Source organism: Plantactinospora sp. CA-294935 (assembly GCF_050936445.1).
In the GTDB taxonomy this organism is placed as follows: domain Bacteria; phylum Actinomycetota; class Actinomycetes; order Mycobacteriales; family Micromonosporaceae; genus Plantactinospora.
On the sequence record NZ_JBNJMU010000001.1, the window covers coordinates 3,457,050 to 3,481,590 of the forward strand.

At 72.4% G+C, this 24,541-nt stretch carries 21 protein-coding genes; 17 read left to right on the top strand and 4 right to left on the bottom strand.

All coding sequences use genetic code 11. From position 1 onward, the window contains the following. Positions 1 to 159: 159 nt before the first annotated feature. Positions 160 to 2,148: a transcription termination factor Rho gene (rho, locus tag ACQEVC_RS15485; protein WP_432877668.1), complete on the top strand. Its 1,989-nt coding sequence runs from the start codon at positions 160 to 162 to the stop codon at positions 2,146 to 2,148. A gap of 78 nt (positions 2,149 to 2,226) precedes the next feature. Here the strand turns inward: rho and ACQEVC_RS15490 are convergent, their stop codons facing one another. Continuing rightward, positions 2,227 to 3,108, bottom strand: a complete 882-nt coding sequence (locus ACQEVC_RS15490) for an NAD(P)-dependent oxidoreductase (protein WP_432877671.1) — start codon at positions 3,106 to 3,108, stop codon at positions 2,227 to 2,229. A gap of 71 nt (positions 3,109 to 3,179) precedes the next feature. Between ACQEVC_RS15490 and ACQEVC_RS15495 the strand changes: the two genes are divergently transcribed. Both ACQEVC_RS15495 and ACQEVC_RS15500 read left to right on the top strand, forming a co-directional pair. Beyond that, the gene (locus tag ACQEVC_RS15495) at positions 3,180 to 3,596 is read left to right on the top strand and encodes a winged helix-turn-helix transcriptional regulator (RefSeq protein ID WP_432877673.1); all 417 of its coding nucleotides are present in this window, start codon (positions 3,180 to 3,182) and stop codon (positions 3,594 to 3,596) included. Positions 3,597 to 3,664: 68 nt separating this feature from the next. Then, entirely contained in the window at positions 3,665 to 7,129 is a 3,465-nt protein-coding gene (locus ACQEVC_RS15500; protein ID WP_432877676.1) for a phosphodiester glycosidase family protein, read from the top strand. Between the two features lie 341 nt (positions 7,130 to 7,470). Here the strand turns inward: ACQEVC_RS15500 and ACQEVC_RS15505 are convergent, their stop codons facing one another. Next, positions 7,471 to 8,370, bottom strand: coding sequence for an AAA family ATPase (locus tag ACQEVC_RS15505; RefSeq protein ID WP_432877679.1), 900 nt, complete (start codon positions 8,368 to 8,370; stop codon positions 7,471 to 7,473). 164 nt (positions 8,371 to 8,534) lie between these two features. Beyond that, positions 8,535 to 9,641: an RNA ligase gene (locus ACQEVC_RS15510; protein WP_432877681.1), complete on the bottom strand. Its 1,107-nt coding sequence runs from the start codon at positions 9,639 to 9,641 to the stop codon at positions 8,535 to 8,537. A gap of 231 nt (positions 9,642 to 9,872) precedes the next feature. Between ACQEVC_RS15510 and rpmE the strand changes: the two genes are divergently transcribed. Together rpmE and prfA are read left to right on the top strand one after the other, a co-directional pair. Beyond that, entirely contained in the window at positions 9,873 to 10,097 is a 225-nt protein-coding gene (gene rpmE / locus ACQEVC_RS15515) for a 50S ribosomal protein L31 (RefSeq protein ID WP_432877683.1), read from the top strand. 95 nt (positions 10,098 to 10,192) lie between these two features. Beyond that, the gene (prfA, locus tag ACQEVC_RS15520; RefSeq protein ID WP_432877686.1) at positions 10,193 to 11,281 is read left to right on the top strand and encodes a peptide chain release factor 1; all 1,089 of its coding nucleotides are present in this window, start codon (positions 10,193 to 10,195) and stop codon (positions 11,279 to 11,281) included. 80 nt (positions 11,282 to 11,361) lie between these two features. On the opposite strand, the gene ACQEVC_RS15525 is transcribed toward prfA, so the two are convergent. Beyond that, the gene (locus ACQEVC_RS15525; RefSeq protein WP_432877689.1) at positions 11,362 to 12,915 is read right to left on the bottom strand and encodes a GGDEF domain-containing protein; all 1,554 of its coding nucleotides are present in this window, start codon (positions 12,913 to 12,915) and stop codon (positions 11,362 to 11,364) included. A 171-nt stretch (positions 12,916 to 13,086) separates the two neighbouring features. On the opposite strand from ACQEVC_RS15525, the gene prmC reads away from it, so the two are divergent. The 12 genes from prmC to atpA all read left to right on the top strand — a co-directional run bounded on the left by prmC (position 13,087) and on the right by atpA (position 24,539). Next, on the top strand, positions 13,087 to 14,028 hold the full coding sequence (gene prmC / locus ACQEVC_RS15530) for a peptide chain release factor N(5)-glutamine methyltransferase (RefSeq protein WP_432877692.1): 942 nt from the start codon (positions 13,087 to 13,089) through the stop codon (positions 14,026 to 14,028). Between the two features lie 59 nt (positions 14,029 to 14,087). After that, positions 14,088 to 14,732: an L-threonylcarbamoyladenylate synthase gene (locus ACQEVC_RS15535; protein WP_203857566.1), complete on the top strand. Its 645-nt coding sequence runs from the start codon at positions 14,088 to 14,090 to the stop codon at positions 14,730 to 14,732. Continuing rightward, a complete protein-coding gene (locus tag ACQEVC_RS15540; RefSeq protein WP_432877694.1) occupies positions 14,733 to 15,347 on the top strand; it encodes a phosphotyrosine protein phosphatase in 615 nt (204 codons plus the stop codon). 193 nt (positions 15,348 to 15,540) lie between these two features. Further along, complete coding sequence (locus ACQEVC_RS15545; RefSeq protein WP_432877697.1) at positions 15,541 to 17,841, top strand: transglycosylase domain-containing protein; 2,301 nt, start codon at positions 15,541 to 15,543, stop codon at positions 17,839 to 17,841. A gap of 132 nt (positions 17,842 to 17,973) precedes the next feature. Further along, the gene (gene glyA, locus ACQEVC_RS15550; protein ID WP_432877700.1) at positions 17,974 to 19,293 is read left to right on the top strand and encodes a serine hydroxymethyltransferase; all 1,320 of its coding nucleotides are present in this window, start codon (positions 17,974 to 17,976) and stop codon (positions 19,291 to 19,293) included. A 46-nt stretch (positions 19,294 to 19,339) separates the two neighbouring features. After that, a complete protein-coding gene (locus tag ACQEVC_RS15555; RefSeq protein WP_432891423.1) occupies positions 19,340 to 19,801 on the top strand; it encodes a hypothetical protein in 462 nt (153 codons plus the stop codon). A 205-nt stretch (positions 19,802 to 20,006) separates the two neighbouring features. Next, positions 20,007 to 20,237: an AtpZ/AtpI family protein gene (locus ACQEVC_RS15560; RefSeq protein WP_432877703.1), complete on the top strand. Its 231-nt coding sequence runs from the start codon at positions 20,007 to 20,009 to the stop codon at positions 20,235 to 20,237. 12 nt (positions 20,238 to 20,249) lie between these two features. Continuing rightward, the gene (atpB, locus tag ACQEVC_RS15565; RefSeq protein ID WP_432877706.1) at positions 20,250 to 21,050 is read left to right on the top strand and encodes a F0F1 ATP synthase subunit A; all 801 of its coding nucleotides are present in this window, start codon (positions 20,250 to 20,252) and stop codon (positions 21,048 to 21,050) included. 92 nt (positions 21,051 to 21,142) lie between these two features. Then, positions 21,143 to 21,382 (top strand): F0F1 ATP synthase subunit C, encoded by a 240-nt coding sequence (locus ACQEVC_RS15570; protein WP_318394766.1) that lies wholly within the window; start codon positions 21,143 to 21,145, stop codon positions 21,380 to 21,382. A gap of 27 nt (positions 21,383 to 21,409) precedes the next feature. Continuing rightward, on the top strand, positions 21,410 to 21,979 hold the full coding sequence (locus ACQEVC_RS15575; protein ID WP_432877708.1) for a F0F1 ATP synthase subunit B: 570 nt from the start codon (positions 21,410 to 21,412) through the stop codon (positions 21,977 to 21,979). After that, complete coding sequence (locus ACQEVC_RS15580) at positions 21,979 to 22,800, top strand: F0F1 ATP synthase subunit delta (RefSeq protein ID WP_432877711.1); 822 nt, start codon at positions 21,979 to 21,981, stop codon at positions 22,798 to 22,800. Before ACQEVC_RS15575 ends, ACQEVC_RS15580 begins: the two co-directional genes overlap by 1 nt. Before the next feature lie 83 nt (positions 22,801 to 22,883). Continuing rightward, the gene (gene atpA, locus ACQEVC_RS15585; RefSeq protein ID WP_432877713.1) at positions 22,884 to 24,539 is read left to right on the top strand and encodes a F0F1 ATP synthase subunit alpha; all 1,656 of its coding nucleotides are present in this window, start codon (positions 22,884 to 22,886) and stop codon (positions 24,537 to 24,539) included. The last annotated feature ends 2 nt before the right edge of the window (positions 24,540 to 24,541 follow it).

The window sequence follows — 24,541 nt, forward strand, 5'->3', positions numbered from 1 at the left end:
GCGAGACCTGCCCACCGATGTTGGTGGGTCGGGAAACCAACCGGCTGCTGTGTTACAGACTCCCGTGACGCGTCAAGCGAGACGGGTGTACCGAGGCCGCCCGGCCAGCCAGCACTTCGGGCCACGGGCAGCCCCGGCCTTATCGAGGGAAGGAATCCATTGAGCGACACCACCGACGTGACGTCGGATGTTTCCAACGTCGCTGGCGAAGCCACCGCAGGCGCCACCCGTCGTCGGCGGACCGGCACCGGGCTGTCGGCGATGCTGCTGCCAGAGTTGCAGAGCCTGGCCGCGTCGCTCGGCATCTCCGGTACGGCCCGGATGCGCAAGGGCGAGCTGATCGCCGCCATCTCGGAACGGCAGGCTGGTGCCACCAACACCACGGGCGGCGGTGCGCCACGCCCGCGTGCCGAGGTGTCGGCCGCGGCCGCACCGGCTCGCGAAGAGGTCCGGGCCGAGGTGCGGGACAGCGCCGACCGGCCGGACGGTGAGCGCCGGGCCGCCGAGCAGGTGCCCGCCACCGCCACCGCCGCTGGCGGCGAGGGTCGGGCCCGGACGTCGCGCCGGTCCAGCCGGGGCGCTACCGCCACCGCCGAGGTGGAGACCGAGGCGGCACCGGCGGAGCGGGCCGACCGTCCGGAACGGGCCGAGCGCGGTGACCGCGCGGAGCGGGCCGAGCGCGGTGACCGCGCGGAGCGGGCCGACCGCGGTGACCGCCAGGAACGGGCCGAGGGTGCCGAGCGGACCGACGGTGGCGAGCGCGGAGACCGTGCCGACCGGGGCGAGTCGCGCAACGGCCGGGACCGCAACGAGCGGAACGACCGGGGCGAGCGCGGCGAGTCGCGGAACGACCGTGGACAGCGTTCGGCGGACCGGGACAACGACGGCGACGACGACGGTGAGGGCGGCGGCCGGCGCAGCCGGCGGAGCCGCTTCCGGGACCGGCGCCGGGGCCGGGGCGACCGGGCGGAGAACGGCGAGGGCGCTGGCGGCCGGGAGCCGCAGGTCAACGAGGACGACGTACTCGTCCCGGTGGCCGGCATCATCGACGTGCTGGACAACTACGCCTTCGTCCGGACCACCGGCTACCTCTCCGGCCCGAACGACGTCTACGTGTCGATGTCGCAGGTCAAGAAGTACGGCCTGCGTCGCGGTGACGCGGTCACCGGCGCGGTGCGCGCGGCCCGGGACGGCGAGCAGCGGCGGGACAAGTACAACCCGCTGGTCCGGCTCGACACCATCAACGGGATGGACCCGGACGAGGCGAAGCGGCGTCCCGAGTTCTACAAGTTGACCCCGCTCTACCCGCAGGAGCGGCTCCGGTTGGAGACCGAGCCGCACATCCTGACCACCCGGGTCATCGACCTGGTGACGCCGATCGGCAAGGGTCAGCGGGCGCTCATCATGTCGCCGCCGAAGGCCGGTAAGACCATGGTGTTGCAGGCGATCGCCAACGCGATCACCCACAACAACCCCGAGTGCCACCTGATGGTCGTGCTCGTCGACGAACGGCCCGAAGAGGTCACCGACATGCAGCGCTCGGTCAAGGGCGAGGTCGTCGCGGCCACCTTCGACCGTCCGCCGCAGGACCACACCACGGTCGCCGAGCTGGCGATCGAGCGGGCCAAGCGCCTGGTCGAGCTGGGCCACGACGTGGTCGTACTGCTCGACTCGGTGACCCGGCTCGGCCGGTCGTACAACCTGGCCGCACCGGCCAGTGGTCGGATCATGTCCGGCGGTATCGACTCCACCGCGCTCTACCCGCCGAAGCGGTTCCTGGGCGCGGCGCGGAACATCGAGAACGGCGGCTCGCTGACCATCCTCGCCACCGCGTTGGTGGAGACCGGTTCCGTGATGGACACGGTCATCTTCGAGGAGTTCAAGGGCACCGGCAACGCGGAGCTGAAGCTGGACCGGAAGATCGCCGACAAGCGGGTCTTCCCGGCCATCGACATCCACACCTCCGGCACCCGTAAGGAGGAGATCCTGCTGGCCCCGGAGGAGTTGGCCATCACGCACAAGCTGCGCAAGGTGCTGCACTCGCTCGACTCGCAGGCCGCACTGGATCTGCTGCTGGACCGGCTCAAGCAGTCCCGGACCAACATCGAGTTCCTGATGCAGATCGCGAAGTCGACGCCGGGGGAGTGACACCTCCGACACCCTGAGGGCACGTTCGTGGGGCCCGGCCGAGTTCGGCCGGGCCCCACGGTGCGTTTCCGGGCCGGTTCAACGGAGCAGCAGGTCGATCACTCCCGTGTCACTCTCCGCGCCGTGCCCGTCGGCGAGCCGGCGCGCCATCAGGTCCAGGTACGGCGTCAACAGTTCCGTGCTGACCCCCTGCTCCCGGGCTGTGGTCAGCAGGGTCTCGTTCGCGGCCACCATCATCGCGAGGTTGGACTCGGTACCGGTGACGTAGTCGCCGCTGGCCAGTTGCGCCGCGGCCAGGCGCACGAACGGGGCCATCCCGGTGAGCCAGCCCTCCAGCAGCGGGGCGAAGTCCTTCGGCGGGATCTCCTCCCGGCGGATCAGCGCGAAGGCGTGCGCGACTCCGGCGAACATCCCGGTCATCGCGCTGAGCAGCGCCACGTCGTGCAGGGCGGCGAAGCCGGGATCCGCGCCGACGTACCGGGTGTCGGCCGGTACGGCGAGCACGTCCCGGTGTGCCTCGAAGAGGTCCCGGGAGCCGCTGTAGAAGACGTAGCCGCCGGAGCTGGCGACGCCGATCATCGGTGGTACCGCCATGATCCCGCCGTCCAGCAGCCGGGCGCCGCGCTGGTGCGCCCAGTCCGCGAGGGCGCGGGCCTGGCCGGGTGTACTGGTGGTGAGGTTGACCAGGTCCCGGCCGGTCAGGTCGGCGTCGGCCAGCGCCTGCCGGACCGAGACGTCGTCGAGCAGACAGGTGACGACGAGGCCGCTCGCGGCCACCGCCTCGGCAGCGGTGCCGGCGACCCTGGCGCCGTCGGCGGCCAGCGGTTCGGCCCGGGCTGCGGTGCGGTTCCAGACGGTCAGCGGATGCCCGGCGGCGAGCCAGGCGCGGGCTAGGGCGGTACCCATGGCACCGAGCCCGAGCAGGGTCAGCGGAGTTCTCGCGGCGGTGTCCTGTTCCATGCTCGTAGACTTGCCGCCGCCCGCCGGGCGCTCAAGTACGCACTGTGAAGTGGGTGGTTACCCCGGGGGAAGTGAGCTGGTGGGGAGGGGTGGCGATGCCGACGGTACGGCGGCCGGGAGCGCCGGGGGTGTACGTCTGCGGGATCGACGCGGCGATGGCCGTGGTCGGCGGCAAGTGGAAGGTGCTGATCCTCTGGGCACTCGGCGAACAGGTGTGCCGCTTCGGCGAGCTGCGCCGGCTGGTGCCGGGGGTGACCGAGAAGGTGCTCGCCTCGCACCTGCGGGAGCTGGAGGCGGACGGCATCGTGCACCGCGAGGTCTACGACGAGGTGCCGCCCCGGGTCGAGTACTCGCTGACTCCGCTCGGTGTCTCGCTCAACGCGGCGCTGGAGCCGCTCGGCGCCTGGGGCCGGGAGCACGTCCTCGGCGGCGGGTACCGGCCGGCCGGCGCCGACGTGTCGTCCGGTAACGGGACCCTGGGCGGCTGATGGAATTTTCCTTCGGTTCAACCGTCAACTATTGAAACTTCTATACGACGTCCGGTTGACTACCGGGCATGGTGACCCGCCGCCGAATCGCCCGCCTCGCCGGGCTGCTGCTCCTGGTGCCGTCCCTCACCCTCGTCGGTCCGGTCCCGGCGTACGCCGAACCGGTGCGGGTACCGCCGCAGCCCGTGCCGGCCGCCGGCACCGCGCCGGAGGAGGCTCCGGCCGCATCGTCGTACCCGGCACCGTCGTCCGCGCCGGTCCCGGCCGCCGCCGACGACGGGCTGGTGACCGACACCCGGACCCGGCCGGTCGCGCCCGGGCTCCACCTGACCTCCTTCGACCGGTACGACGCGAACGGCTGGCTGCGGGCCGACGCACTCACCGCCGACCTGACCGGCGGGCTCACCGTCGACTACGTCAACTCCGGCGAGGTCGCCCGGGCCGAACCGCTGCGCCGGGCCGTCGACCGGGCCGGTGCGGTGGCCGCGGTCAACGGGGACTTCTTCGACATCAACAACTCCGGCGCGGCCCAGGGCATCGGCATCCGCGACGGTGAGCTGGTCCAGTCGCCGGTCGCCGGGCACCACGAGGCGGTCGGGGTGACCGCCGAGGGTGTGGGCCGGGTGGTCCAGGTGCACTTCGACGGCACCGCCACCCTGCCGGCCGGACCGGTCACCCTCACCCAGTTCAACAACATGGTCGCGCCCGGCGGCGTCGGCGTCTTCACCCCGCTCTGGGGGTCGTACTCCCGGACCCGGGCGGTCGAGGGCGCCAGCCGGGTCACCGAGGTCACCCTGGTCGGCGGGCGGGTCGGCACGGTCACCCCGGCCGCCGGCAGCGGCCCGATCCCGGCCGGTACGACAGTCCTGCTCGGCCGGGAGGCCGGTGCCGACGCGCTCGCCGTACTGCGCCCCGGCGACCCGGTCGACCTGCGGTACGCGCCGAAGCCGTCGGACGGCAGCACGCTGCGCGCCGCGGTCGGCGGCAACCGGGTACTGGTCCGGGACGGTGTCGTGCAGGAGATCGGTGACGTCAACCCCGAACCCCGGACCGCGGTCGGGTTCTCCGCCGACGGCCGGAAGATGTTCCTGCTCACGGTGGACGGACGCCAGGCGGACAGCCGGGGCGTGACCCTGACCGAGCTGGGCCGGATGATGGCCGAACTCGGCGCGCACAACGCGCTCAACCTCGACGGTGGCGGTTCGTCGACGCTGCTCGCCCGCGAGCCCGGCCAGCCGGCTGTCCGGGTCGAGAACAGCCCGTCGGACGGCTCGGAGCGGCCGGTGCCGAACGGGCTCGCGCTCTTCGCCCCGCAGGGGAGCGGACGGCTGCGGGCGTACTGGGTGAAGACCGTGCTCGACCCGGTGGCGGCGCCGGGCGTCGGGCCGGTGCGCGGTGGACGCCCGGACCGGGTCTTTCCCGGACTGACCCGGCGGCTGTCGGCGGCCGGCTACGACGAGACGTACGGCCCGGCGGCCGGTGCGCCGAACTGGCGGACCGAACCGTCGTCCCGGGGCACCGTCGACTCCGCCGGAGTCTTCCGGGCCCGGCGCCCCGGCGAGGTGACCGTCAGCGCGTCCCGGGGCCGGGCGCGAGGCGAACTGCCGCTGACCGTGCTCGGCCCGCTGGCCCGGATCGACGGCACGGTCGACAAGGTCGGGCTGGCCGGCACGGGCGGCACCGGGTCGTTCGGCGTGGTCGGCTACGACGCCGAGGGGAACATCGCGCCGATCGAGCCGGCCGACCTGCGCCTGGAGTACGACCGGGACCTGCTGGAGGTCACCCCGGCCGCCGACGGCAGCCTCGCGGTGAAGGCCAGGGTGGACAGCGGGGCCGGGCTGGTCACGGTACGGGTCGGTGCGGCCAGCACGGTGCTGCCGGTGACGGTCGGGCTCACCGACGTACCGGTGGCGATGTTCGACGACGCGGCGAGCTGGCGGTTCAGCGCCGCCCGGGCTACCGGCTCGGCCACGCCGGTGCCGGGCCGCACCGGCACCGGCCTGAAGCTGGCGTACGACTTCGGCCAGTCCACCGGCACCCGGGCCGCGTACGCCGATCCGCCCGCGTACATCCCGGTGGCCGGGCAGCCGCAGTCGTTCGGGATGTGGATATACGCGAACGGGCACGGCGAGTGGCCCAGCCTGCACCTGCACGACGCACTCGACCAGCAGCACGTGCTGCGCGGCCCGTACCTGGACTGGACCGGCTGGCGCTACGTCGAGCTGGCCGTACCGGCCGGAGTGGTGTACCCGGTCCGGATCCGCCGGTTCTACGTGGCCGAGACCGACGCGGCGGCGGCGTACACCGGGGAGGTGGTGATCGACGACATCGTCGCCCGGGTGCCGTCCGAGGTGACCGCGCCGGCCGAGCCGCTCCGCACCGACCGGGTGGTGCTGACCGACGGCACCGCCGACCGGGCGCCCTGGCGGTTCGCGGTGCTCTCCGACGCCCAGTTCGTGGCAGCCGATCCGGACAGCGACCTGGTCGCCCAGGCCCGCCGTACGCTGCGCGAGGTGAAGGCGGCCCGGCCGGACTTCCTGGTGATCAACGGGGACTTCGTCGACACGGCCTATCCGGAGGACTTCGCGCTGGCCAAGCGGATCCTGGACGAGGAGTTGGGCGGCGCGCTGCCGTACCACTACGTGCCGGGCAACCACGAGATCATGGGGGCGCCGATCACGAACTTCCGGTCGGTCTTCGGCCAGACCTACCGGGTCTTCGACCACACCCCGCGCCGGGGCGGCACGCGGACCCGGTTCGTCACCCTGGACACCTCCACCGGCAGCCTGCGCGGCGGCGGCATCGGGCAGGTACTGGCGCTGCGTACCGCCCTGGACGGCGCGGCTCGCGACCCGGCCGTCGGCTCGGTGGTGGTACTGGAGCACCACGCGCCCCGGGACCCGACACCGGCCAGGGCGAGCCAGCTCGGCGACCGCAAGGAGGCGGCGCTGCTGGAGCGGTGGCTCGCCGAGTTCCAGCGCGAGACCGGCAAGGGGGCGCTCTTCGTGGGCGCACACGTCGGCAGCTTCTCCGCCGACCGGGTCGACGGGGTGCCGTATCTGATCAACGGCAACGCCGGCAAGAACCCGTCGACCGCGCCGCACCTGGGCGGGTTCAGCGGCTGGACGATGTTCGGGGTCGACCCGGTCAGTCCGGCCGAGGCGGCGGCGGCCCGGCGCGACCCGCTGGCCGAGGGGCCGGAGTGGGTGAGCGCGCAGACCCGGGCGCACGTGGACGGGCTGACCCTGGCCGCCCCGTCCAGCCTGGCGGCAGGGTCGACGGTCGCGGTCACCGCCACGGTGACCCAGCCCGGTGGCCGGCAGGTGCCGGTCGCCGCCCCGCTCTCGGCCGACTGGTCCGGCTCGCCGAACCTCCACATCGGACCGTCGCGTGGCCTACGGCCCTGGCACGCCGCCTGGTTCGACCCGGCCACCGGCCGATTGACCGGGCTGCGCCCCAGCGGTGCCGTCCAACTCGCCGTCACGGTGAACGGGGTGACCACCCGGACGGCCGTTCCGCTCACCCGCCGGTAGCCGGACGGCCGTTCCGCTCACCCGCCGGTAGCCGGACGGCCGTTTCGCTCACCCGCCGGTAGCCCGGCAGACGCGGGTGACGCTCCCCTCCACGCTCAGCATCCAGACGGACCTGGACACCAGAGGCGTTATCCGGCAGCGGTAGCGCCTCTGGTGTCCAGGTCGGCGGCGGGCGTCCGTGTGTGGCGGCGTGCGAGGGTGGGTGGCGGCGGGCGTCCGTGTGCGGCGGCGTGCGAGGTGGGTGGCGGCGGGCGTCCGTGTGTGGCGCGCGCGAACGTGTGTGGTGGTGGGCGTCCGAGGCAGCGGCGCCGGCCGTGCGTGGTGGGCGGCCGGTCGACGGGCTAGAAGTCGCCCTCGGCGACCTGGAAGACGGTCAGGCCGAGGCCGCGCCACATCTTGACCACCTGCATCCGGTCGTCGAAGACCCCGACCACCCGGTAGCGGTCGCGGATCTCCCGGTCGAAGATCTCCCGCTTGACCACCGAGTCGCGGCGCTGGTCACCGACCGCCCGCATGTGCAGGGCGAGGTACGGCACCCCGACGTGCTCGGCCAGCCACTGCTCGGTCGGCTCCCGGCAGGACGCGTCCCGCCCGGTGCAGAAGACCACCCCGTACCCGGCCGCGTGCATGGCCCGGACCGCCGAGATGACGGCGGGGTTGGGCCGGTCCTCGCCGACCCGGGTCATGTCGTACGGGCTGCGCCCGGACATCAACGCGACCGTGCCGTCGATGTCCACCAGTACGATCTCCGGCGCCTCGTCCGACGGCGGGGTGTAGACGGCCGCCGGCCCGCCCGGCTCGACGGTCGGTACCGGCAGCGGCAGTGCCCGCCCGGCGAGGTACCGCTCGTGCAGCCGCCGGATCGCCTCCTCGCCGACCCGGTCCTGCTCGGGCCGCTCGGCGTCGCGCCGGACGCACTCGTCCACCGGTACGTCGGTGAAGTCGTGCACCTCGAAGTCGGCCCCGAACCGCGCGGCGAGCTGCGCCCAGTCCCGCAGGGACCGGGACCGCAGGTTGGTGTCGTCGACGCAGACGTCCGCCCCGGCCCGCAGCAGCGCCTCGACCTGGGCCCGCTGCACCACGGTGACCTGGCCCTCGGCCCACTGGGTGAAGAGCCGTTCCCCGTGCAGCATCCGGCGCAGGTCGTCGCGGTTCACCCGGACCACCCCGGGTTGCAGCTTCCGGGCGAAGGTGGTCTTCCCGGAGGCGGGCAGCCCCCGGGTGACGATCAGTCGCGTCATGCTTCTTCCTTACTCCGCTCGTCGCCATCATGACCCCTGTCGACCGAGCGTCTGCGCCGACCTCGGGAACCCGTTTGCGTCGACCTCGGGCATCGGTTCAGCTGACCTCGGGAACCCGTTTGCGCCGGCCTCGGGCACCGGTTCAGCCGACCTCGGGAACCGGTTCACTCGCCGTGGTGCGGCGTCCAGTCTGCCGGCGGGCGGGCCTGCTGCCAGAGCAGTGGGCGGTAGTCGCGGCCGTCGAGACGCAGGAAGAGGAAGGCACGCTCCGGGTGCCGGGCGGCCCGCTCGGCGAAGTCGCGGCGGGTCCATCCGACGGGCAACCCGGCCACGAGCTCACCGTACGCCTGCTCGATCTTCGTGGCCCGGGCCTCGACGGTCGCGGTCAGCTCGGCCACGACGGAGTCGACCCAGCGGTGGAACTCGTCCGGCAGCGGCGCGACCCGGGCGGCGAGGTCCTGCTCGGTGACGAGGCACTCCCAGACGACCCGGGCGTTGAGCCCGAAGGTCAGCCGGTGCAGCAGGACGTACTCCGGATATTTGATCTTGACTCGTTCGTCGGTGTCCGGCCAGTGCACCACCAGCCCCTCCCGGCCGTCCCGGGCCGGCGCGGCCATCGCCTCGGCCAGCGTGCCGTAGGGCAGCCGCTCGACCACCGGGCCGGGCCAGTCCGGCACCGTCTCCGGGCCGAAGCTGCGCCCGGTGGCGATCTCCACCGTGCCGAGCAGTACCAGGTCGTCCAGGCCGCCGTAGTCGAGCACGATCCGGTTCGCCGGATAGACGATCTCGACCAGCACGGTCCGCCCCGGCGGCGGGGTGAAGCCGGGGTAGCGGGTCCGGAGTACGGCGGTGGCGTGCCGGGCCTGGTCGGAGGCGAACGAGCCCCGGGTGGCGACCGCGAAGCCGTCGCCGTCCGGATACAGCACACCGAGGCTTCCGTCGGCCTTGTCCGTTATCACCGCCGGTGCGTCCGGCCGGAGCGCAGGTGCGCCGGGCTGGTCGTGGTTGAAGAACTTCGGGTACGGCCGCGCCAGCACCGTCCCGGTCGAGTCGTCCACGATCAGCCCTCGGCAGGCCAACGTCACCGGCGTCCAGTTTTCCGCGTAGGTGCACGCCTCGGTGTAGTTGTAGATCGCGAGCGGGCGTTCCGGATGCCGCTGGACCCGCACCTGGCCGTCGGCGAGCGCGGCGGCCAGCGCCGCCGGATCGAGGATCTCGGCGAGCCGGGTGGCCGGGGCGAGCAGGGTGGGATCGGACGCGGAGGTGACCACGGGGTGTGCCTTCCGGCGGGGTGGGAATGCGGGAGGGAGGAGTGACGTTATCCGTCACGGATCACGTGTGCAGCCCGATTTCGGGGTGGCCCACCCGCCATGGCACACTGGTCAGTCGGCCACCGGTTCCGGTTCACGCCCGAGTCCGTCATCGCCCCGCGAGATTCCGATGTCGCGGTCGACGGATGCCGAGGGCGACCCGGCGACCATCCACGAAAGGACCGAGGCGACATGAAGCCCAACATCCACCCCGAGTACGCGACCACCGAGGTCACCTGCTCGTGCGGACACACCTTCACGACCCGCAGCACGGCGAAGGGCGGCTCAATCCACGTCGAGACCTGCAGCGCCTGCCACCCGTTCTACACCGGTAAGCAGCGCGTGCTCGACACCGCCGGCCGGGTCGCCAAGTTCCAGCAGAAGTACGCCAAGGTTCAGGCGAAGAAGGCCAAGTAGCCGCGTCGACGGCGCCCGCCTCCGGTTCGTCGCCGGGGGCGGGCGCCGTCGTGCCGTTACCGCCCGTCCCACGTTCCGGCAGAAGGAGTACGAGCATGAGCGGCGATCGGCTGGCCGGTCTCCTTGCCGAGTACGCGGAGTTGGAAGGGCGGCTCGCCGACCCGGCGATCCATTCCGACCAGGCCACCGCCCGCCGGGTGGGCCGACGGTTCGCCGAGCTGACCCCGCTGCACAAGGCCGCCGGTGAGCTGGAGCAGGCTCGGGAAGACCTGGCCGCCGCCCGCGAACTGGCCGCCGAGGATCCGTCGTTCGCGGCCGAGGCGGAGTCGCTGGCAGCGGCGCTACCCGCCCTGGAGGGCCGGCTCGCCGAGCTGCTCATCCCGCGCGACCCGCACGACGCCAAGGACGTGATCCTGGAGATCAAGGCCGGTGAGGGCGGCGAGGAGTCCGCGCTCTTCGCCGGTGACCTGCTCCGGATGTACCTGCGGTACGCCGAACGGCACGGCTGGGCGACCGAGGTGCTGGACGCGCAGGACTCCGACCTGGGCGGGGTGAAGGACGTCTCGCTCGCGGTCAAGGCCAAAGGGGTGCCCGAGGGCGGCAACGGGGTCTGGTCCCGGCTCAAGTGGGAGGGCGGCGTGCACCGGGTGCAGCGGGTGCCGGTCACCGAGTCACAGGGGCGGATCCACACCAGCGCGGCCGGCGTACTGGTGCTGCCGGAGGCCGAGGACGTCGACGTCACCATCGACCCGAACGAGCTGCGGATCGACGTGTTCCGGTCGTCCGGGCCGGGTGGTCAGTCGGTGAACACCACCGACTCGGCGGTGCGGATCACCCACATTCCGACCGGGATCGTCGTCTCCTGCCAGAACGAGAAGTCCCAGTTGCAGAACCGGGAGCAGGCGATGCGGATCCTCCGGGCCCGGCTGCTCGCCAACGCCCAGGAGCAGGCCGACGCCGCCGCCTCGGACGCCCGCCGCTCCCAGGTGCGTACGGTCGACCGGTCGGAGCGGATCCGGACGTACAACTTCCCGCAGAACCGGATCACCGACCACCGGATCGGCTACACGGCGTACAACCTCGACCTGGCGCTCGCCGGTGAGCTGGACGGCGTGCTGGACGCACTCGCCGAGGCGGACCGCTCGGCCCGGCTGGCCGGCGAGACGGAGCTGTCCCGCCGCTGAGCCACGCCCGGCTCACCGGGCTGGCGAGCCACGCCCGCCCGCCGCTGAGCCACGCCCGGCTCACCGGGCTGGCTGTCAGCTCACGCCGCGGCCGCGGCCCTGGCCCGGAGCATCTCCCGGTCGGCCAGCTCGAAGGCGACGCTCAGCGGGTCCCGCAGCTCGGTACCCGGACCGTGTACCTCGGCGAAGCCGACGCTCACCCCGACCGGCGCGCCCGGGACGATCGACTCCCAGTCCTCGGCGGCGACCGCCGCGCTGATCCGCCGGCCGACCTCACCCGCCTCGGTCATCCCGGCGCCCGGCAGCACCACCACGAACTCGTCGCCGCCGTACCGGGCCACGAAGTCGCCGCGCCGCATCACCCGGTTGATCACCCCGGCGATCCGTTGCAGCACCAGGTCACCGGAGTGGTGGCCGTGCGAGGTGTTCACCGCCTTGAAACCGTCGAGGTCGACCACGCCGATCACCGCCCGCTCGCCCCGGCCGACCATTCCGGCGACGTACCGCTCCAACCGGCGGCGGTTCGGCAGCCCGGTGAGCGGGTCGGTCAGCGCCTCGCCCTCGTAGCGGGCCGCCTCCCGGCGCATCTCCTCGTGCTCGATCCGAGCCGCGATGCCGTCGACGTAGACGTCCCGGAGCCGGTCGTTGCGCTGGGTCGCCAGCCGGAACGCGTACCGGTCGGCCCGGTGCGCCGCCGCGTGGTCGCCGACCCGGGCGTACGCCAGGCTGGAGAGCCGGGCGTGCTCGGCCGCGCCCAGCGTCTCGGCCGAGACCTGCACCGTCTCCAGCCGGGCCAGCGCCTCGGCCGGTCGACCGGCGGCGATGGCCAGGCACGCCCCGCCGAGCTGCCGCATGTCCCGGGTACGCGCGCTGTCCCCGCCGTTGCCGAGCAGCCAGTCGGGATCGAGTTCCGGTACGGCCGACCCGCCGGTGGCGGCGCCGAGGGCGGCCTGCCGGGCGAGCGCGTACCCGTACGCCGCCCGGCTGCTCGGCCGCAACTGGCCCGCGGTGCCGGCCCCGACGAACCGTTCCAGGTCTCCGCCGACGTCCCGGAGCACCCGCAGGCAGCCGTCGCTGTCCCCGTGGTGGTCCAGCGCGACCGCGTTGCGCAGCCGGATGCCGGGCGCGGCGAAGGTCTCCTCGGGAATGCCGGTGGCCAGCCCCAGATGGCGGGCCCGCTCGATGGCGCCGAGCGCGTAGCCGTGGAAGCCGAGGTAGGAGTAGGCCATCGCCAGGTCGTGCCAGCCCCAGGCGGTCTCCCGGTCGGGTTCGTGCACCGAACCGAGCGCCCGGGCGCCCCGGACCAGGTGGGTGACGCAGCGGTCCAGCGCGCCCTGGTTGTGCGCGGCCAGCGCGGCCAGCGCGTGCAGGTGCCCGTGCAGGTACGGCTCGGGCAGGTCCCGGGCGGCGTCGAAGGCCTGCTCCACCGCCCGGGTGTACTCCGCGGTACGGCCCAGGTTGAGGATCGCGGAGAGCCGCTGGAGCAACGCGTCGGCCCGGGAGTACGGGTCGTCGGTGGTGCTGATCACCTGCTCGAAGATCAGACAGGCCTCGGCGGATCGGCTGCTCTCCATGAGCGAACGGGCGTGTCTCAACTCCTCGGCCCGGTCACCGACCCGGTCGAGCCAACTCACGCACAACCTCCATCGCTTCGCCAGTCAGCCCCCGCTGAGCCGAGGAGCCGACCGGTCGCCCGGAGGCACGGTGCCCTCCGGGACGCTCGACCGGTCTGAGCATCCAGTCGATCCGGGGTGGAAACGCGCCCGCAACGCAATGATTCCCGGCCGACGTTTCATGATTATGTCGTGACGCGTATTCCCCGGCATCCCCACGAAGCGACAGAACGGACCCGACCATCGGTCGCGATCGCGGCCGCGACGTCCGCGCTGGCCCGGGCCGGCGTCGGGCCGGCCCGGACCGAGGCGGAACTTCTGTTGGCGTACGTCCTCGGCGTGTCGCGCGGTGCGCTGGCCGTGGCCGACCCGCTCACCGGCGAGCAACGGGACCGGCTGGCGGAGCTGGTCGAGCGGCGTACCCGGCACGAACCGCTACAGCACCTGCTCGGCTCGGCGGCGTTCCGGTATCTGGAGCTGGCGGTCGGCCCGGGAGTCTTCGTCCCCCGACCGGAGACGGAACTGCTGGCCGGTTGGGGCGTGGAGCAGGCCCGGCGGGTCGGGGCGGCGGGCGGCGGCGCCGACCCGGGCGGCGGCGGGCCGCTGGTGGTCGACCTGTGCAGCGGCAGCGGTGCGATCGCGCTCTCGGTCGCCGAGGAGGTGCCCGAGGCCCGGGTGGTCGCGGTCGAGCGGTCGGCGGCGGCGCTGGACTGGCTGCGCCGCAACGCCGCCGAGCGGGCCGGTGCCGGCGACCGGCCGATCGAGGTGGTGGCCGGGGATGTGGCCGACCCGGAGCTGCTGGCCGGGTACGCCGGCCGGGTGGACGTGCTGCTCTGCAATCCGCCGTACGTGCCGGACGGCACCCCTGTACCGCCGGACGTGGCCGGGCACGACCCGGCGGAGGCGGTCTTCGGCGGCCCGGACGGGCTGGCGGTGATCCGGTTGGTGCTGGACCGGGCTGCCCGGCTGTTGCGCCCGGGCGGGGCGTTCGGCGTCGAGCACGACGACACGCACGGCACCGCGGTCCCGGACCTGCTGCGCGCCGACGGCCGATTCGGCGACATCACGGACCATCCGGACCTCGTCGGACGGCCCCGGTTCGCCACCGCCCGCCGGGCCGACGCCCGCCGGTAACCGGCCGGAAGTCCCCGTGCCACGGTGGGCGCTCCGGCGTGGCAGACTGGCTCCTCGTGATGCTCTACGACTGCCGGTCACTGGCGGACCGTGACCGAGGCGTCGCCGCGGCCGTCGAGGCGGTCAAGAACGGCGAACTGGTCGTGATCCCGACCGACACGGTCTACGGGATCGGCGCGGACGCCTTCACCCCCTACGCGGTCAAGGCGCTGCTCAACGCGAAGGGCCGGGACCGGCAGCATCCGCCGCCGGTGCTGGTCGGCTCCCGGCGCACGCTGGACGGGCTGGTCTTCATGCTGCCGAGCACCGCCCGGGACCTGGCCGACGCGTTCTGGCCCGGCGCGCTGACGATCGTGGTCGAGCACTCGCCCAGCCTCCAGTGGGACATCGGCGACACCGGCGGCACCGTGGCGGTACGCATGCCGCTGCACCCGGTCGCCCTGGAGGTGCTCCGGGAGACCGGGCCGATGGCCGTCTCGTCGGCGAACAAGACCGGCCAGCCGGCGGCGGTGACCGCCGAGGAGGCCCGGGAACACCTCGGCTACGCGGTCCGGGCCTACCTGGAAGCGGGGCCGTGTCCGGAGCCGGTGCCGAGCACCATCGTCGATGTCACCGGCGAGGTGCCCCGGGTGCTGCGCCAGGGCGCGATCCCGCTGGAGAAGCTCCGCGACGTCGTACCGGACATTCAGGGCCAGGTGTTCTGAGTGCCGCCGTTCACGGTCCTGCACGTCTGCCTGGGCAACATCTGCCGGTCGCCGATGGCGGAGCGGCTGCTCGCGCTGGCCGTACGGGAACGGCTGGCCCGGCGGGCGGCGGACGCGGACGACGCCGACCGCCTGGTGCACAGCCACAGCGCCGGCACCGGCGGCTGGCACGCGGGTGAGGAGATGAACCCGCCGGCCGCCCGGCAGGTGCGTTCCCGGGGCGGGGACGTGGCGGATTTCGGCGCCCGCAAACTCCGCTCGGAGCACATCGACGCGGCCGACCTGGTGCTGACCGCAACCGCCGACCAGCAGGAGTACGTCGTGGCGCTGCGCCCCGACGCCGCCGACCGCACCTTCGTGCTCGGCGAGTTCGGCCGGCTGCTGCCCACCGTGGACGCCGCGGCCCTGCCTCCGGCCGACCCGAGCGACCCGGACGCGGTCTACGCCCGGGGCACCGCCCTGGTGGCCGCGGTGGCGGCGGCGCGCAGTGGCTCCTCCCCGCTGCCCGGCGACGACCTCGACGACCCGTGGGGCCGGGGCGACCAGTGTTTCAGCCGGGTCGCCGACGAGATCGAGGATGCCGTCCGGCCGCTCGCCGCCGTCCTGCTGCCCTGACCGGAGGAACCGCCGGCGAGGTGGGGAGATCTTCGCCAGGCGTACTCGACCGCCGTCACTCCGGCTTGTGAATCTGGCCCGGTTTGCCTTGAAACGGGTGCAGCGCCCGGAATGAGCCGTCAGGCTGACGGGGTCCCCGACCCGGCAGATTGTCCGGGTCGCGTCAATCGCTGTCTCGCCCGGGAGGTACGGCATGCTCCGGCAGCGGCTGAACCAGCTCTGGACCATGACCCTGGCCGGCATCCTGGCCGGGACGATCCTGGCCGCCGCCGCGCTACCGGCCTCGGTGCTCCTGGCGGTGGGGGTGAAGTCGATCGGCGCCCGCTACGAGGACCTGCCGCAGGACCTGCGTACCCCGCCGACCGCCCAGCGCTCCTACCTCTTCGCGGCCGACGGCCGTACCCCGATCACCTCGTTCTACGACGAGAACCGCACGAACGTGCCGCTGGCCCAGGTGGCCGAGGTGATGCGGCAGGCGACGGTGGCGGCCGAGGACGCCCGGTTCTACTCGCACGGCGGCGTGGACATCAAGGGCGTACTCCGGGCCGTGGTGGCGAACAAGGTGGGTGGCGAGGTGCGGCAGGGCGCCTCGACGCTGACCATGCAGTACGTCCGCAACGTGCTGAAGAGCGACCCCGACCTGACGCCGGAGCAGCGTGCGGAGGCGACCGAGACCAGTGCCGGCCGCAAGCTTCAGGAGATGCGGTACGCGCTCGCGCTGGAGCGCAGGCTCTCCAAGGACGAGATCCTCAGCCGATACCTGAACATCGCCTACTTCGGTGCCGGGGCGTACGGCGTCGCCGCCGCCAGCCAGCGGTACTTCTCCAAGTCGGCCCGGCAGCTGACGCTGGCCGAGGCCGCCCTGCTGGCCGGGTTGCTCCGCTCGCCGGAGACGGACAGCCCGATCGGCGGGGACGCCGACGCCGCCCTGACCCGCCGCGGCTATGTGCTGCGCCAGATGGCCGAGACCGGAGTGATCCCCGCCGAGACCGCCACCCGGGCCCAGTCGGAGCCGATCAGGCTGCGGCCCGGTGCCGAGCCGAACGACTGCGCCGGCATCCCGGACGGGCGCTCCGACTGGGGCTTCTTCTGCGACTACTTCCAGCAGTGGTGGAACGCGAACCCCGCGTTCGGGCTCACCGTCGACGAGCGGCAGCAGACTCTGCGCCGGGGCGGTTACCGGATCACCACCTCGCTCGACCCGGCCATCCAGGCCACCGCGCTGCGGCAGACCCTGACCGTGTACGACTACGCCGACCGCCGGGCCGCGCCGATGGCGGTGGTGCAGCCCGGCACCGGCCGGGTACTCGCGATGGCGGTGAACCGGCACTACCGGCTCGATCCCAACCCGCCGGGGCAGCGCAACTATCCGAACACCGTCAACCAGTTGATCGCCGGTGGCGGCGGCATCGACGGCTACCAGGCCGGGTCGACGTTCAAGATCTTCACCCTGCTCGCCGCGCTGGAGGAGGGGATGCCGCTCAGCTCGGGCTATCTGGCCCCGTCCCGGCTGCTGACCAGCTATCCGATCGACGGGCCGAACGCCTGCGGCGGCTACTGGTGCCCGGCCAACGCCAACCCGGGATGGATGGACGGCTACCGCACCATGTGGACCGGCTTCGGGCGCTCGGTCAACACCTACTTCGTGGCGCTGCAACAGCGGATCGGCGCGGACCGGGCGGTGCGGATGGCCGAGCGGCTGGGCATCGTGTTCCGGGCCGACGACGACGCCCGGCTGGCCACGTACGGGGCGGAGGGCTGGGGGGCGTTCACCCTCGGCGTGGCCGCCACCACCCCGCTGGACCTGGCGAACGCGTACGCGACGCTGGCGGCCGAGGGGAGGTACTGCAAGCCGCTGCCGGTGCTCTCGATCGTCGACTCCACCGGCCGGTCGCTGCCTGCCGCCGCGCCGAGCTGCGGAAAGATGCTCAGGGCGGAGGTGGCCCGGGCGGCGACCGACGCGGCCCGGTGCCCGGTCGGCGCCCAGTCGGCGTACGCCCAGTGCGACGGCGGCAGCGCCCCCGAGGTGGCGAGGATCCTCGGGGACCAGCCGGTGGCCGGCAAGACCGGCAGCGCGGAGGGGTACGCCACGGAGACCTTCGTCGGCTTCACCCCGCAGCTCGCGGCGGCGGCCATCGCCGCCAACCCGGACGACCCGAGCGACGCGGTCGGCCAGCCGGTGCAGCGGAAGGTCATCGAGGCGGTCGCCACCACCCTGGCCACGGCGCTTGCGGGCAAGCCGCGGCAGGACTTCACCCCGCCGGGTCGGGAGATCGCCTTCGGCGACGGCCCGGGCGACCTCGGCCCCACTCCGGCCGGGCCGGGCCCCGATCCGTTCGCCCCGGCGCCCGTCCCGACGCCGCCGGCCCCGGCTCCCACCGCCGTCGTCCCCCGGCCGACGCCACCGCCGCCGGTCCCACCCCGGCCCACTGCCACGGTGCCGGGACCGGTACGCCCGGTGCCGACCCCGTCCGGCCCGGTGGTGGTGCCCTAGCCGGGGAGGCCGTCCCCGGCCGGGTCCCGCGCTGACCCGCCGGTGCGCCGCGGCAGGTCGTCGGGCGGCGTCCCGGGTACCCCCATAGACTCGGACCCGGCCCAATGCCGAGCGCGACGAGAAGGTGCCGGGGTGAGCGAGCTAAGCGAGCGGGCGGGTCGGCTCGGTGCCGGGGAGCCGACGTTCTGGGGGCCGGACTTCGACGAGTTGGCCGGGACCGACCCGGAGATCGCCGAGGTGCTGCTGGACGAACTCGACCGGCTGCGCGGCGGGTTGCAGCTGATCGCCAGTGAGAACCTGACCTCCCCGGCGGTACTGGCGGCGCTCGGCTCCACCCTGACCAACAAGTACGCCGAGGGTTATCCGGGCCGGCGCTACTACGGCGGCTGCGCCGAGGTGGACCGGGCCGAGCAGATCGGCATCGACCGGGCCAAGGCGCTGTTCGGGGCCGAGCACGCCAACCTCCAGCCGCACTCCGGAGCGAGCGCCAACCTGGCCGCGTACGCCGCGTTGGTGCAGCCCGGCGACACGGTGCTGGCGATGGACCTGCCGCACGGCGGCCACCTGACCCACGGCAGCCGGGTCAACTTCTCCGGCAAGTGGTTCGCCCCGGTCGGTTACCAGGTACGCCGGGACACCGAACTGATCGACTACGACGAGGTACGCGAGCTGGCCCTCGCGCACCGGCCCAAGATGATCATCTGTGGTGCCACCGCGTACCCCCGGCTGATCGACTTCGCCCGGTTCCGGGAGATCGCCGACGAGGTCGACGCCTACCTCATGGTGGACGCGGCGCACTTCATCGGGCTGGTCGCCGGCCGGGCGATCCCGTCCCCGGTGCCGTACGCCGACGTGGTCTGCGCCACCACGCACAAGGTGCTGCGCGGGCCGCGGGGCGGCATGATCCTGTGCCGGGAGTCACTCGCCGAGCGGATCGACAAGGCGGTCTTCCCGTTCACCCAGGGCGGACCGTTGATGCATTCCGTGGCGGCCAAGGCGGTGGCGCTGCGCGAAGCGGCGTCTCCGGCCTTCCAGGCGTACGCTGCCCAGGTGGTTTCGAACGCGCAGGCGCTGGCCGCCGCCCTCGCGGCGGAGGGGATGCGCCCGGTCTCCGGTGGCACCGACACTCATCTCGCGCTGATCGACCTGCGCGAGGCCGGGATCACCGGCCGGGACGCCGAGGCGCGCTGCGACGCCGCCGCGATCACCCTGAACAAGAACGCCATCCCGTACGACCCGCAGAAGCCGATGATCGCCTCCGGCATCCGGGTCGGCACCCCGAGCGTCACCACCCAGGGCATGGGCGAGCCGGAGATGCGCCGGATCGGCGAACTGATCTCCCAGGCCGTCCGGACCGACCCGGCCGCGCCCGGCGGTACCGACGCCCTCGCCGCGATCGGCGCGGACGTCGCCGAGCTGGTGGCCGCGTTCCCGGCGTACCCCCGTGGCTGAGCGGGCGGAGCCGGTCGAGGTGGCGGACCGGCCGGCGGAGCCGGAGGTGGCCGCCGCGGGCGGGGCCGGCGGGTCGCCGTCGGCCGACGGGACCGGCACGGCGGACCGGCACTGGCGGCTGGCGCACCTGCCGGTGGTGCTCGGGGCGTCGGCGGGCCTGCTGGTCCTGGCCACCGTGCTCGGTGCCGTGCTGGGCGGCGGGATCGGCGCGGCCGGTGCGGCGGCCGGGGTCGGCCTGGTCACGCTGAGTTATCTGGCCTCCACGCTCGTGATCGCCTGGGCCGACTCGGTCCATCCCACCCTGGTGCTGCCGTTCGGCGTGGCGATGTACGTCGCCAAGTTCAGCGTGATCGGTGTGGTGATGGCCGGGGTCGCCGGCCGGGGCTGGGCCGGGCTGGAGCCGTTCGGCTGGGGAGTCCTCGCCGGGGTGGTGGCCTGGACCGGCGCGAACATCTGGTGGGTGGCCACCGTGCACGCCGTACGGACGCACCGGCCGCCTGAGGCGTGATCCGGGTCACCCGTCTCGGGTCGGACCTGCTCCAAGTCCCGTTGACGGGACGGCACAGGAAACTGTCAGTGATCGGTCATTTTCCCGGTGGCGGAACCGGAGTAGCGTGCCCACAGACGACGCGCCCGCCCAGACGCCCACACAACGAGGTTGTGCGGGGGGTGAGGCACAGCCTCGTATCCCCGGCTGATATCGTTCGGCCGTCATGACCGGTGACCAAACCCCCCAACCCCCCAGCGGCTCGGGCACTCCCGAAGCTGGTGAGGGTTGGACCGCGCTGGCATACCTCATCGGAGGTCTGGCGGTGTGGGGCTGCATCGGTTGGTTGGTCGACCAGTGGCTCGAAACAGGTGGCCTGGCCACCGGGATCGGGTTCCTGCTCGGCGGGGCCGGGGGCGTCTACCTGGTCATCCGCCGACTCGGCACCCCTAGCTAGGGAAGGGACGCGGTGATCGGAAAGTCGATCGTCCTCGCGGAGGACGGCAAGGTTCCGTTTCCACCCAGCGTGGAAGACTTCTTTCTGCCGAGCATCGTGCCGTGGGGCGGGCACAGTGTGTGGTTCACCAAGTTCACCGCACTCATATGGCTAGGTGCCGCCGCCACGATCATTTTCTTCCTGGTTACCTACCGGAAGCCGCAGCTGGTGCCGACCAAGAAGCAGTGGATCGCGGAGTCGATCTACGGTTTCGTCCGGAACAGCATCGCGGTCGACATGATCGGGCATCGGGGCGTGGCGTTCGCGCCGTACCTCGCCACGCTGTTCTGCTTCATCTTCATCAACAACCTGTGGCAGATCATTCCGTTCGTCCAGATCTCGCCGATGTCACACATCGCGTTTCCGGCGCTCCTGGCGATCATCAGTTACGTGATGTTCATCTGGGTGGGCATCCGGCACCACGGTTTCGGAAAGTTCTTCAAGCATTCACTGATGCCGCCGGCGCCGTGGTTCATGCAGCCGCTGCTGATCCCGATCGAACTCTTCTCGACGTTCATCGCCCGGCCGGTGTCGCTGGCGCTGCGGTTGTTCGCCAACCTGTTCGCCGGGCACATCATCCTGCTGGTCTTCACGATGGGCGGCTTCGTGCTGCTGAATTCGGAGTCGTTCTTCCTGAAGCCGATCTCGGTGCTCTCCTGGGCGGTTTCGATCGCGATCACCTTCCTGGAGGCGCTGGTCATCGTCCTGCAGGCCTACATCTTCACCGTGCTGACCGCCAGCTACGTGCAGGGCGCGCTCGCCGACGAACACTGACGCGTACCCGACGAACACCGACCCGCATACAACCGCACACCCGTTGTCGTCCCGCGTGAGTCCTCACGCGTGATTCCAGGAGGAACCAACCAATGTTGTCGTCGACCCTCGCCGCCGTTGAAATCACCGGCAACCTCAGCGCCATCGGCTACGGCCTCGCGGCCATCGGTCCGGGTATCGGTGTCGGCCTGGTCTTCAGCGCCTACATCCAGTCGACCGCCCGGCAGCCGGAGTCGTCCCGGATCACCCTGCCGTACGTCTGGATCGGCTTCGCCGTCATCGAGCTGCTGGCGCTGCTGGGCATCGCCTTCGGTTACGCCTTCAGCGTCTAGCCGTACTCCTCGAACCGGGAGGTTCTGATGCTTTACTGGGCTGCGGAGGGCGTTACCCACAACCCGATCCTGCCGGACTGGCGGGAGATCGTGATCGGGTCGATCGCCTTCGCCATCCTCTGCTTCATGCTGATGAAGTTCGTCTTCCCGCGGATGGAGCAGACCTTCCAGGCTCGGGTGGACGCCATCGAGGGCGGGATCAAGCGCGCCGAGGCCGCCCAGGCCGAGGCCAACCAGCTCCTCGAGCAGTACCGCGCACAGCTCGCCGAGGCGCGGACCGACGCGGCGAAGATCCGCGACGACGCCCGGGCCGACGCCGAGGGCATCCGGCAGGACGTCCTGGCCAAGGCCCGGGAGGAGTCGGACCGGATCATCCAGGCCGGCAAGGACCAGCTCGCCGCCGAGCGGGCCACCATCGTGCGCGAACTGCGCACCGAGGTGGGCACGATCGCGGTCGACCTGGCCAGCCGGATCGTCGGTGAGTCGCTGGCCGACGAGGCGCGGCGCAAGGGCACGGTCGAGCGGTTCCTGACCGACCTGGAAGGCGTCGGCGCCGGCAACGGCTCGGCCAACGGCTCCGCCGTACGGGCGAGCTGATGCAGGCCGCCAGCCGGGAGTCGTACGCCGCCGCACGGCAGCGTCTCGACGCGTACGCCGGCCAGACGGATGCGGAGCGGGTCGCCGCCACCGGTGACGAGATCGGGTCGGTCGCCAGCCTGCTGCGGCGCGAGCCGCGGCTGCGCCGGGCGCTCTCCGACCCGGCACGGGCCGGCGAGGACCGGGCCGCGCTGCTGGAGTCGGTGATCGGCGACAAGGTCGGCACGGACGCCAGGGAGCTGCTCGGCGTGCTGGTCTCCGGCCGCTGGTCGGCGCCGTCCCAGCTACTCGAGGGCACCGAGCGGCTCGGGGTGGAAGCGCTGCTGGCCAGCGCCGACCGGGCCGGCGACCTGGGCGAGGTGGAGGACGAGCTGTTCCGCTTCGGTCAGGTGGTCGCCGCCGACGCGGAGCTGAGCAACACGCTCTCCGACCCGATCGCGCCGGTGGCGCAGCGGGCCGAGCTGACCGGCGCGCTGCTGTCCGGCAAGGCCAGACCGGTGACGATCAAGCTGGTCGAGGTCGCGCTCGCCGGGTTCGGCGGGCGCTCCTTCTCCGGGGCACTGACCCGGCTGGTCGAGCTGGCCGCTGACCGGCGGGACCGTCAGGTGGCGTACGTCACCGTCGCGGCCCCGCTGGCCGAGGAGGAGGAGCTCCGGTTGGGGCACAAGCTCACCGAGCTATACGGTCGAGAGGTCACCGTCAAGCAGACGGTGGATCCGACCGTGCTGGGCGGGCTGCGCGTCCAGATCGGGTCCGATCTCTACGACGGCACGATCCTGCGCCGCCTCACCGACACCAGAAACGCGCTCGCGCGGGGCTGACCACCACCGACGCCTCCGCACAGCGCCGAGAAAGACATCCACGCCGTTCCGGTTAACCGGGCCCTGAATAGAGGAAGAAGAGGATGGCCGAGCTGACCATCTCGTCGGAGGAGATCCGCGGCGCGCTGGAGCGCTACGTCTCCTCCTATTCGCCCGACGTCTCCCGTGAGGAGGTCGGCACCGTCGCCGACGCCGGTGACGGCATCGCCCACGTCGAGGGCCTGCCCTCGACCATGACCAACGAGCTGCTGGAGTTCGAGGACGGCACCCTCGGGCTGGCACTCAACCTCGACGTCCGGGAGATCGGCGTCGTGGTGCTCGGCGACTACGCCGGGATCGAGGAGGGGCAGCGGGTCAAGCGGACCGGCCGGGTCCTCTCGGTGCCGGTCGGCGACGCGTTCCTCGGCCGGGTGGTCAACTCGCTCGGCCAGCCGATCGACGGCCTCGGCGACATCGCCAACGAGGGCTACCGCGAGCTGGAGCTGCAGGCGCCGAACGTGATGGCCCGGCAGAGCGTCAACGAGGCGTTGCAGACCGGCCTCAAGGCCATCGACGCGATGACCGCGATCGGCCGGGGCCAGCGGCAGCTCATCATCGGTGACCGGCGGACCGGCAAGACCACCGTCGCGCTGGACACCATCCTCAACCAGCGGGACAACTGGCGCTCCGGCGACCCGAAGCGGCAGGTCCGCTGCATCTACGTGGCGATCGGCCAGAAGGCCTCCACCATCGCCTCTGTCAAGGGCCTGCTGGAGGAGCAGGGCGCGATGGAATACACCACCATCGTCGCCTCGCCCGCCTCCGACCCGGCCGGCTTCAAGTACATCGCCCCGTACGCCGGCTCGGCCATCGGCCAGCACTGGATGTACGCCGGCAAGCACGTCCTGATCGTCTTCGACGACCTGACCAAGCAGGCCGAGGCGTACCGGGCGGTGTCGCTGCTGCTGCGTCGCCCGCCGGGCCGCGAGGCGTACCCGGGTGACGTCTTCTACCTGCACTCCCGGCTGCTGGAGCGCTGCGCGAAGCTCTCCGACGAGATGGGCGGCGGCTCGATGACCGGTCTGCCGATCATCGAGACCAAGGGCAACGACATCTCCGCGTTCATCCCGACCAACGTGATCTCGATCACCGACGGCCAGATCTTCCTGGAAACCGACCTGTTCAACCAGGGTGTCCGGCCGGCGATCAACGTGGGTACCTCGGTCTCCCGGGTCGGCGGCGCCGCCCAGGTGAAGCCGATGCGGAAGGTGGCCGGCCGGCTCCGGCTGGACCTGGCGCAGTACCGCGAGCTGGAGGCGTTCGCCGCGCTCGCCTCGGACCTGGACAAGGCGTCCCAGGACCAGCTCAGCCGGGGTGCGCGCCTGGTCGAGTTGCTGAAGCAGACCAACTACCAGCCGCTGCCGGTGCACGAGCAGGTGGTCTCGGTCTGGATCGGCACCGAGGGCAAGCTGGACGACGTCCCGATCGGCGAGGTCCGGCGCTTCGAGTCCGAGTTGCTGGAGTTCCTCCGCCACCAGTACAAGCCGACGTTGCAGTCGATCGCGGACAACAACTGGGACGACGACATCATCAACGCCCTGACCGAGGCCGTCGCCCGGTTTAAGCAGATGTTCCTCGGCAAGGAGGACGAGGTGCGGGTCAACGAGGCGCCGGCCGCGCCGATGGAGGGTGAGCAGGACCGCGAGACGGTCACCCGGTACCGCGACGGCGGCGAGTCGGCCCCGGCCGAGAAGCAGTAGGG

What these genes read in the sequence shown, in the direction of transcription:
- ACQEVC_RS15570 (WP_318394766.1), top strand. Translation starts at nt 21,143, where the DNA reads ATGTTGTCGTCGACCCTCGCCGCCGTTGAAATCACCGGCAACCTCAGC.
- atpA (WP_432877713.1), top strand. Translation starts at nt 22,884, where the DNA reads ATGGCCGAGCTGACCATCTCGTCGGAGGAGATCCGCGGCGCGCTGGAG.
- ACQEVC_RS15500 (WP_432877676.1), top strand. Translation starts at nt 3,665, where the DNA reads ATGGTGACCCGCCGCCGAATCGCCCGCCTCGCCGGGCTGCTGCTCCTG.
- ACQEVC_RS15560 (WP_432877703.1), top strand. Translation starts at nt 20,007, where the DNA reads ATGACCGGTGACCAAACCCCCCAACCCCCCAGCGGCTCGGGCACTCCC.
- prfA (WP_432877686.1), top strand. Translation starts at nt 10,193, where the DNA reads ATGAGCGGCGATCGGCTGGCCGGTCTCCTTGCCGAGTACGCGGAGTTG.
- ACQEVC_RS15505 (WP_432877679.1), bottom strand. Translation starts at nt 8,370, where the DNA reads ATGACGCGACTGATCGTCACCCGGGGGCTGCCCGCCTCCGGGAAGACC.
- ACQEVC_RS15490 (WP_432877671.1), bottom strand. Translation starts at nt 3,108, where the DNA reads ATGGAACAGGACACCGCCGCGAGAACTCCGCTGACCCTGCTCGGGCTC.
- ACQEVC_RS15575 (WP_432877708.1), top strand. Translation starts at nt 21,410, where the DNA reads ATGCTTTACTGGGCTGCGGAGGGCGTTACCCACAACCCGATCCTGCCG.
- ACQEVC_RS15545 (WP_432877697.1), top strand. Translation starts at nt 15,541, where the DNA reads ATGCTCCGGCAGCGGCTGAACCAGCTCTGGACCATGACCCTGGCCGGC.
- ACQEVC_RS15535 (WP_203857566.1), top strand. Translation starts at nt 14,088, where the DNA reads ATGCTCTACGACTGCCGGTCACTGGCGGACCGTGACCGAGGCGTCGCC.
- rpmE (WP_432877683.1), top strand. Translation starts at nt 9,873, where the DNA reads ATGAAGCCCAACATCCACCCCGAGTACGCGACCACCGAGGTCACCTGC.
- ACQEVC_RS15580 (WP_432877711.1), top strand. Translation starts at nt 21,979, where the DNA reads ATGCAGGCCGCCAGCCGGGAGTCGTACGCCGCCGCACGGCAGCGTCTC.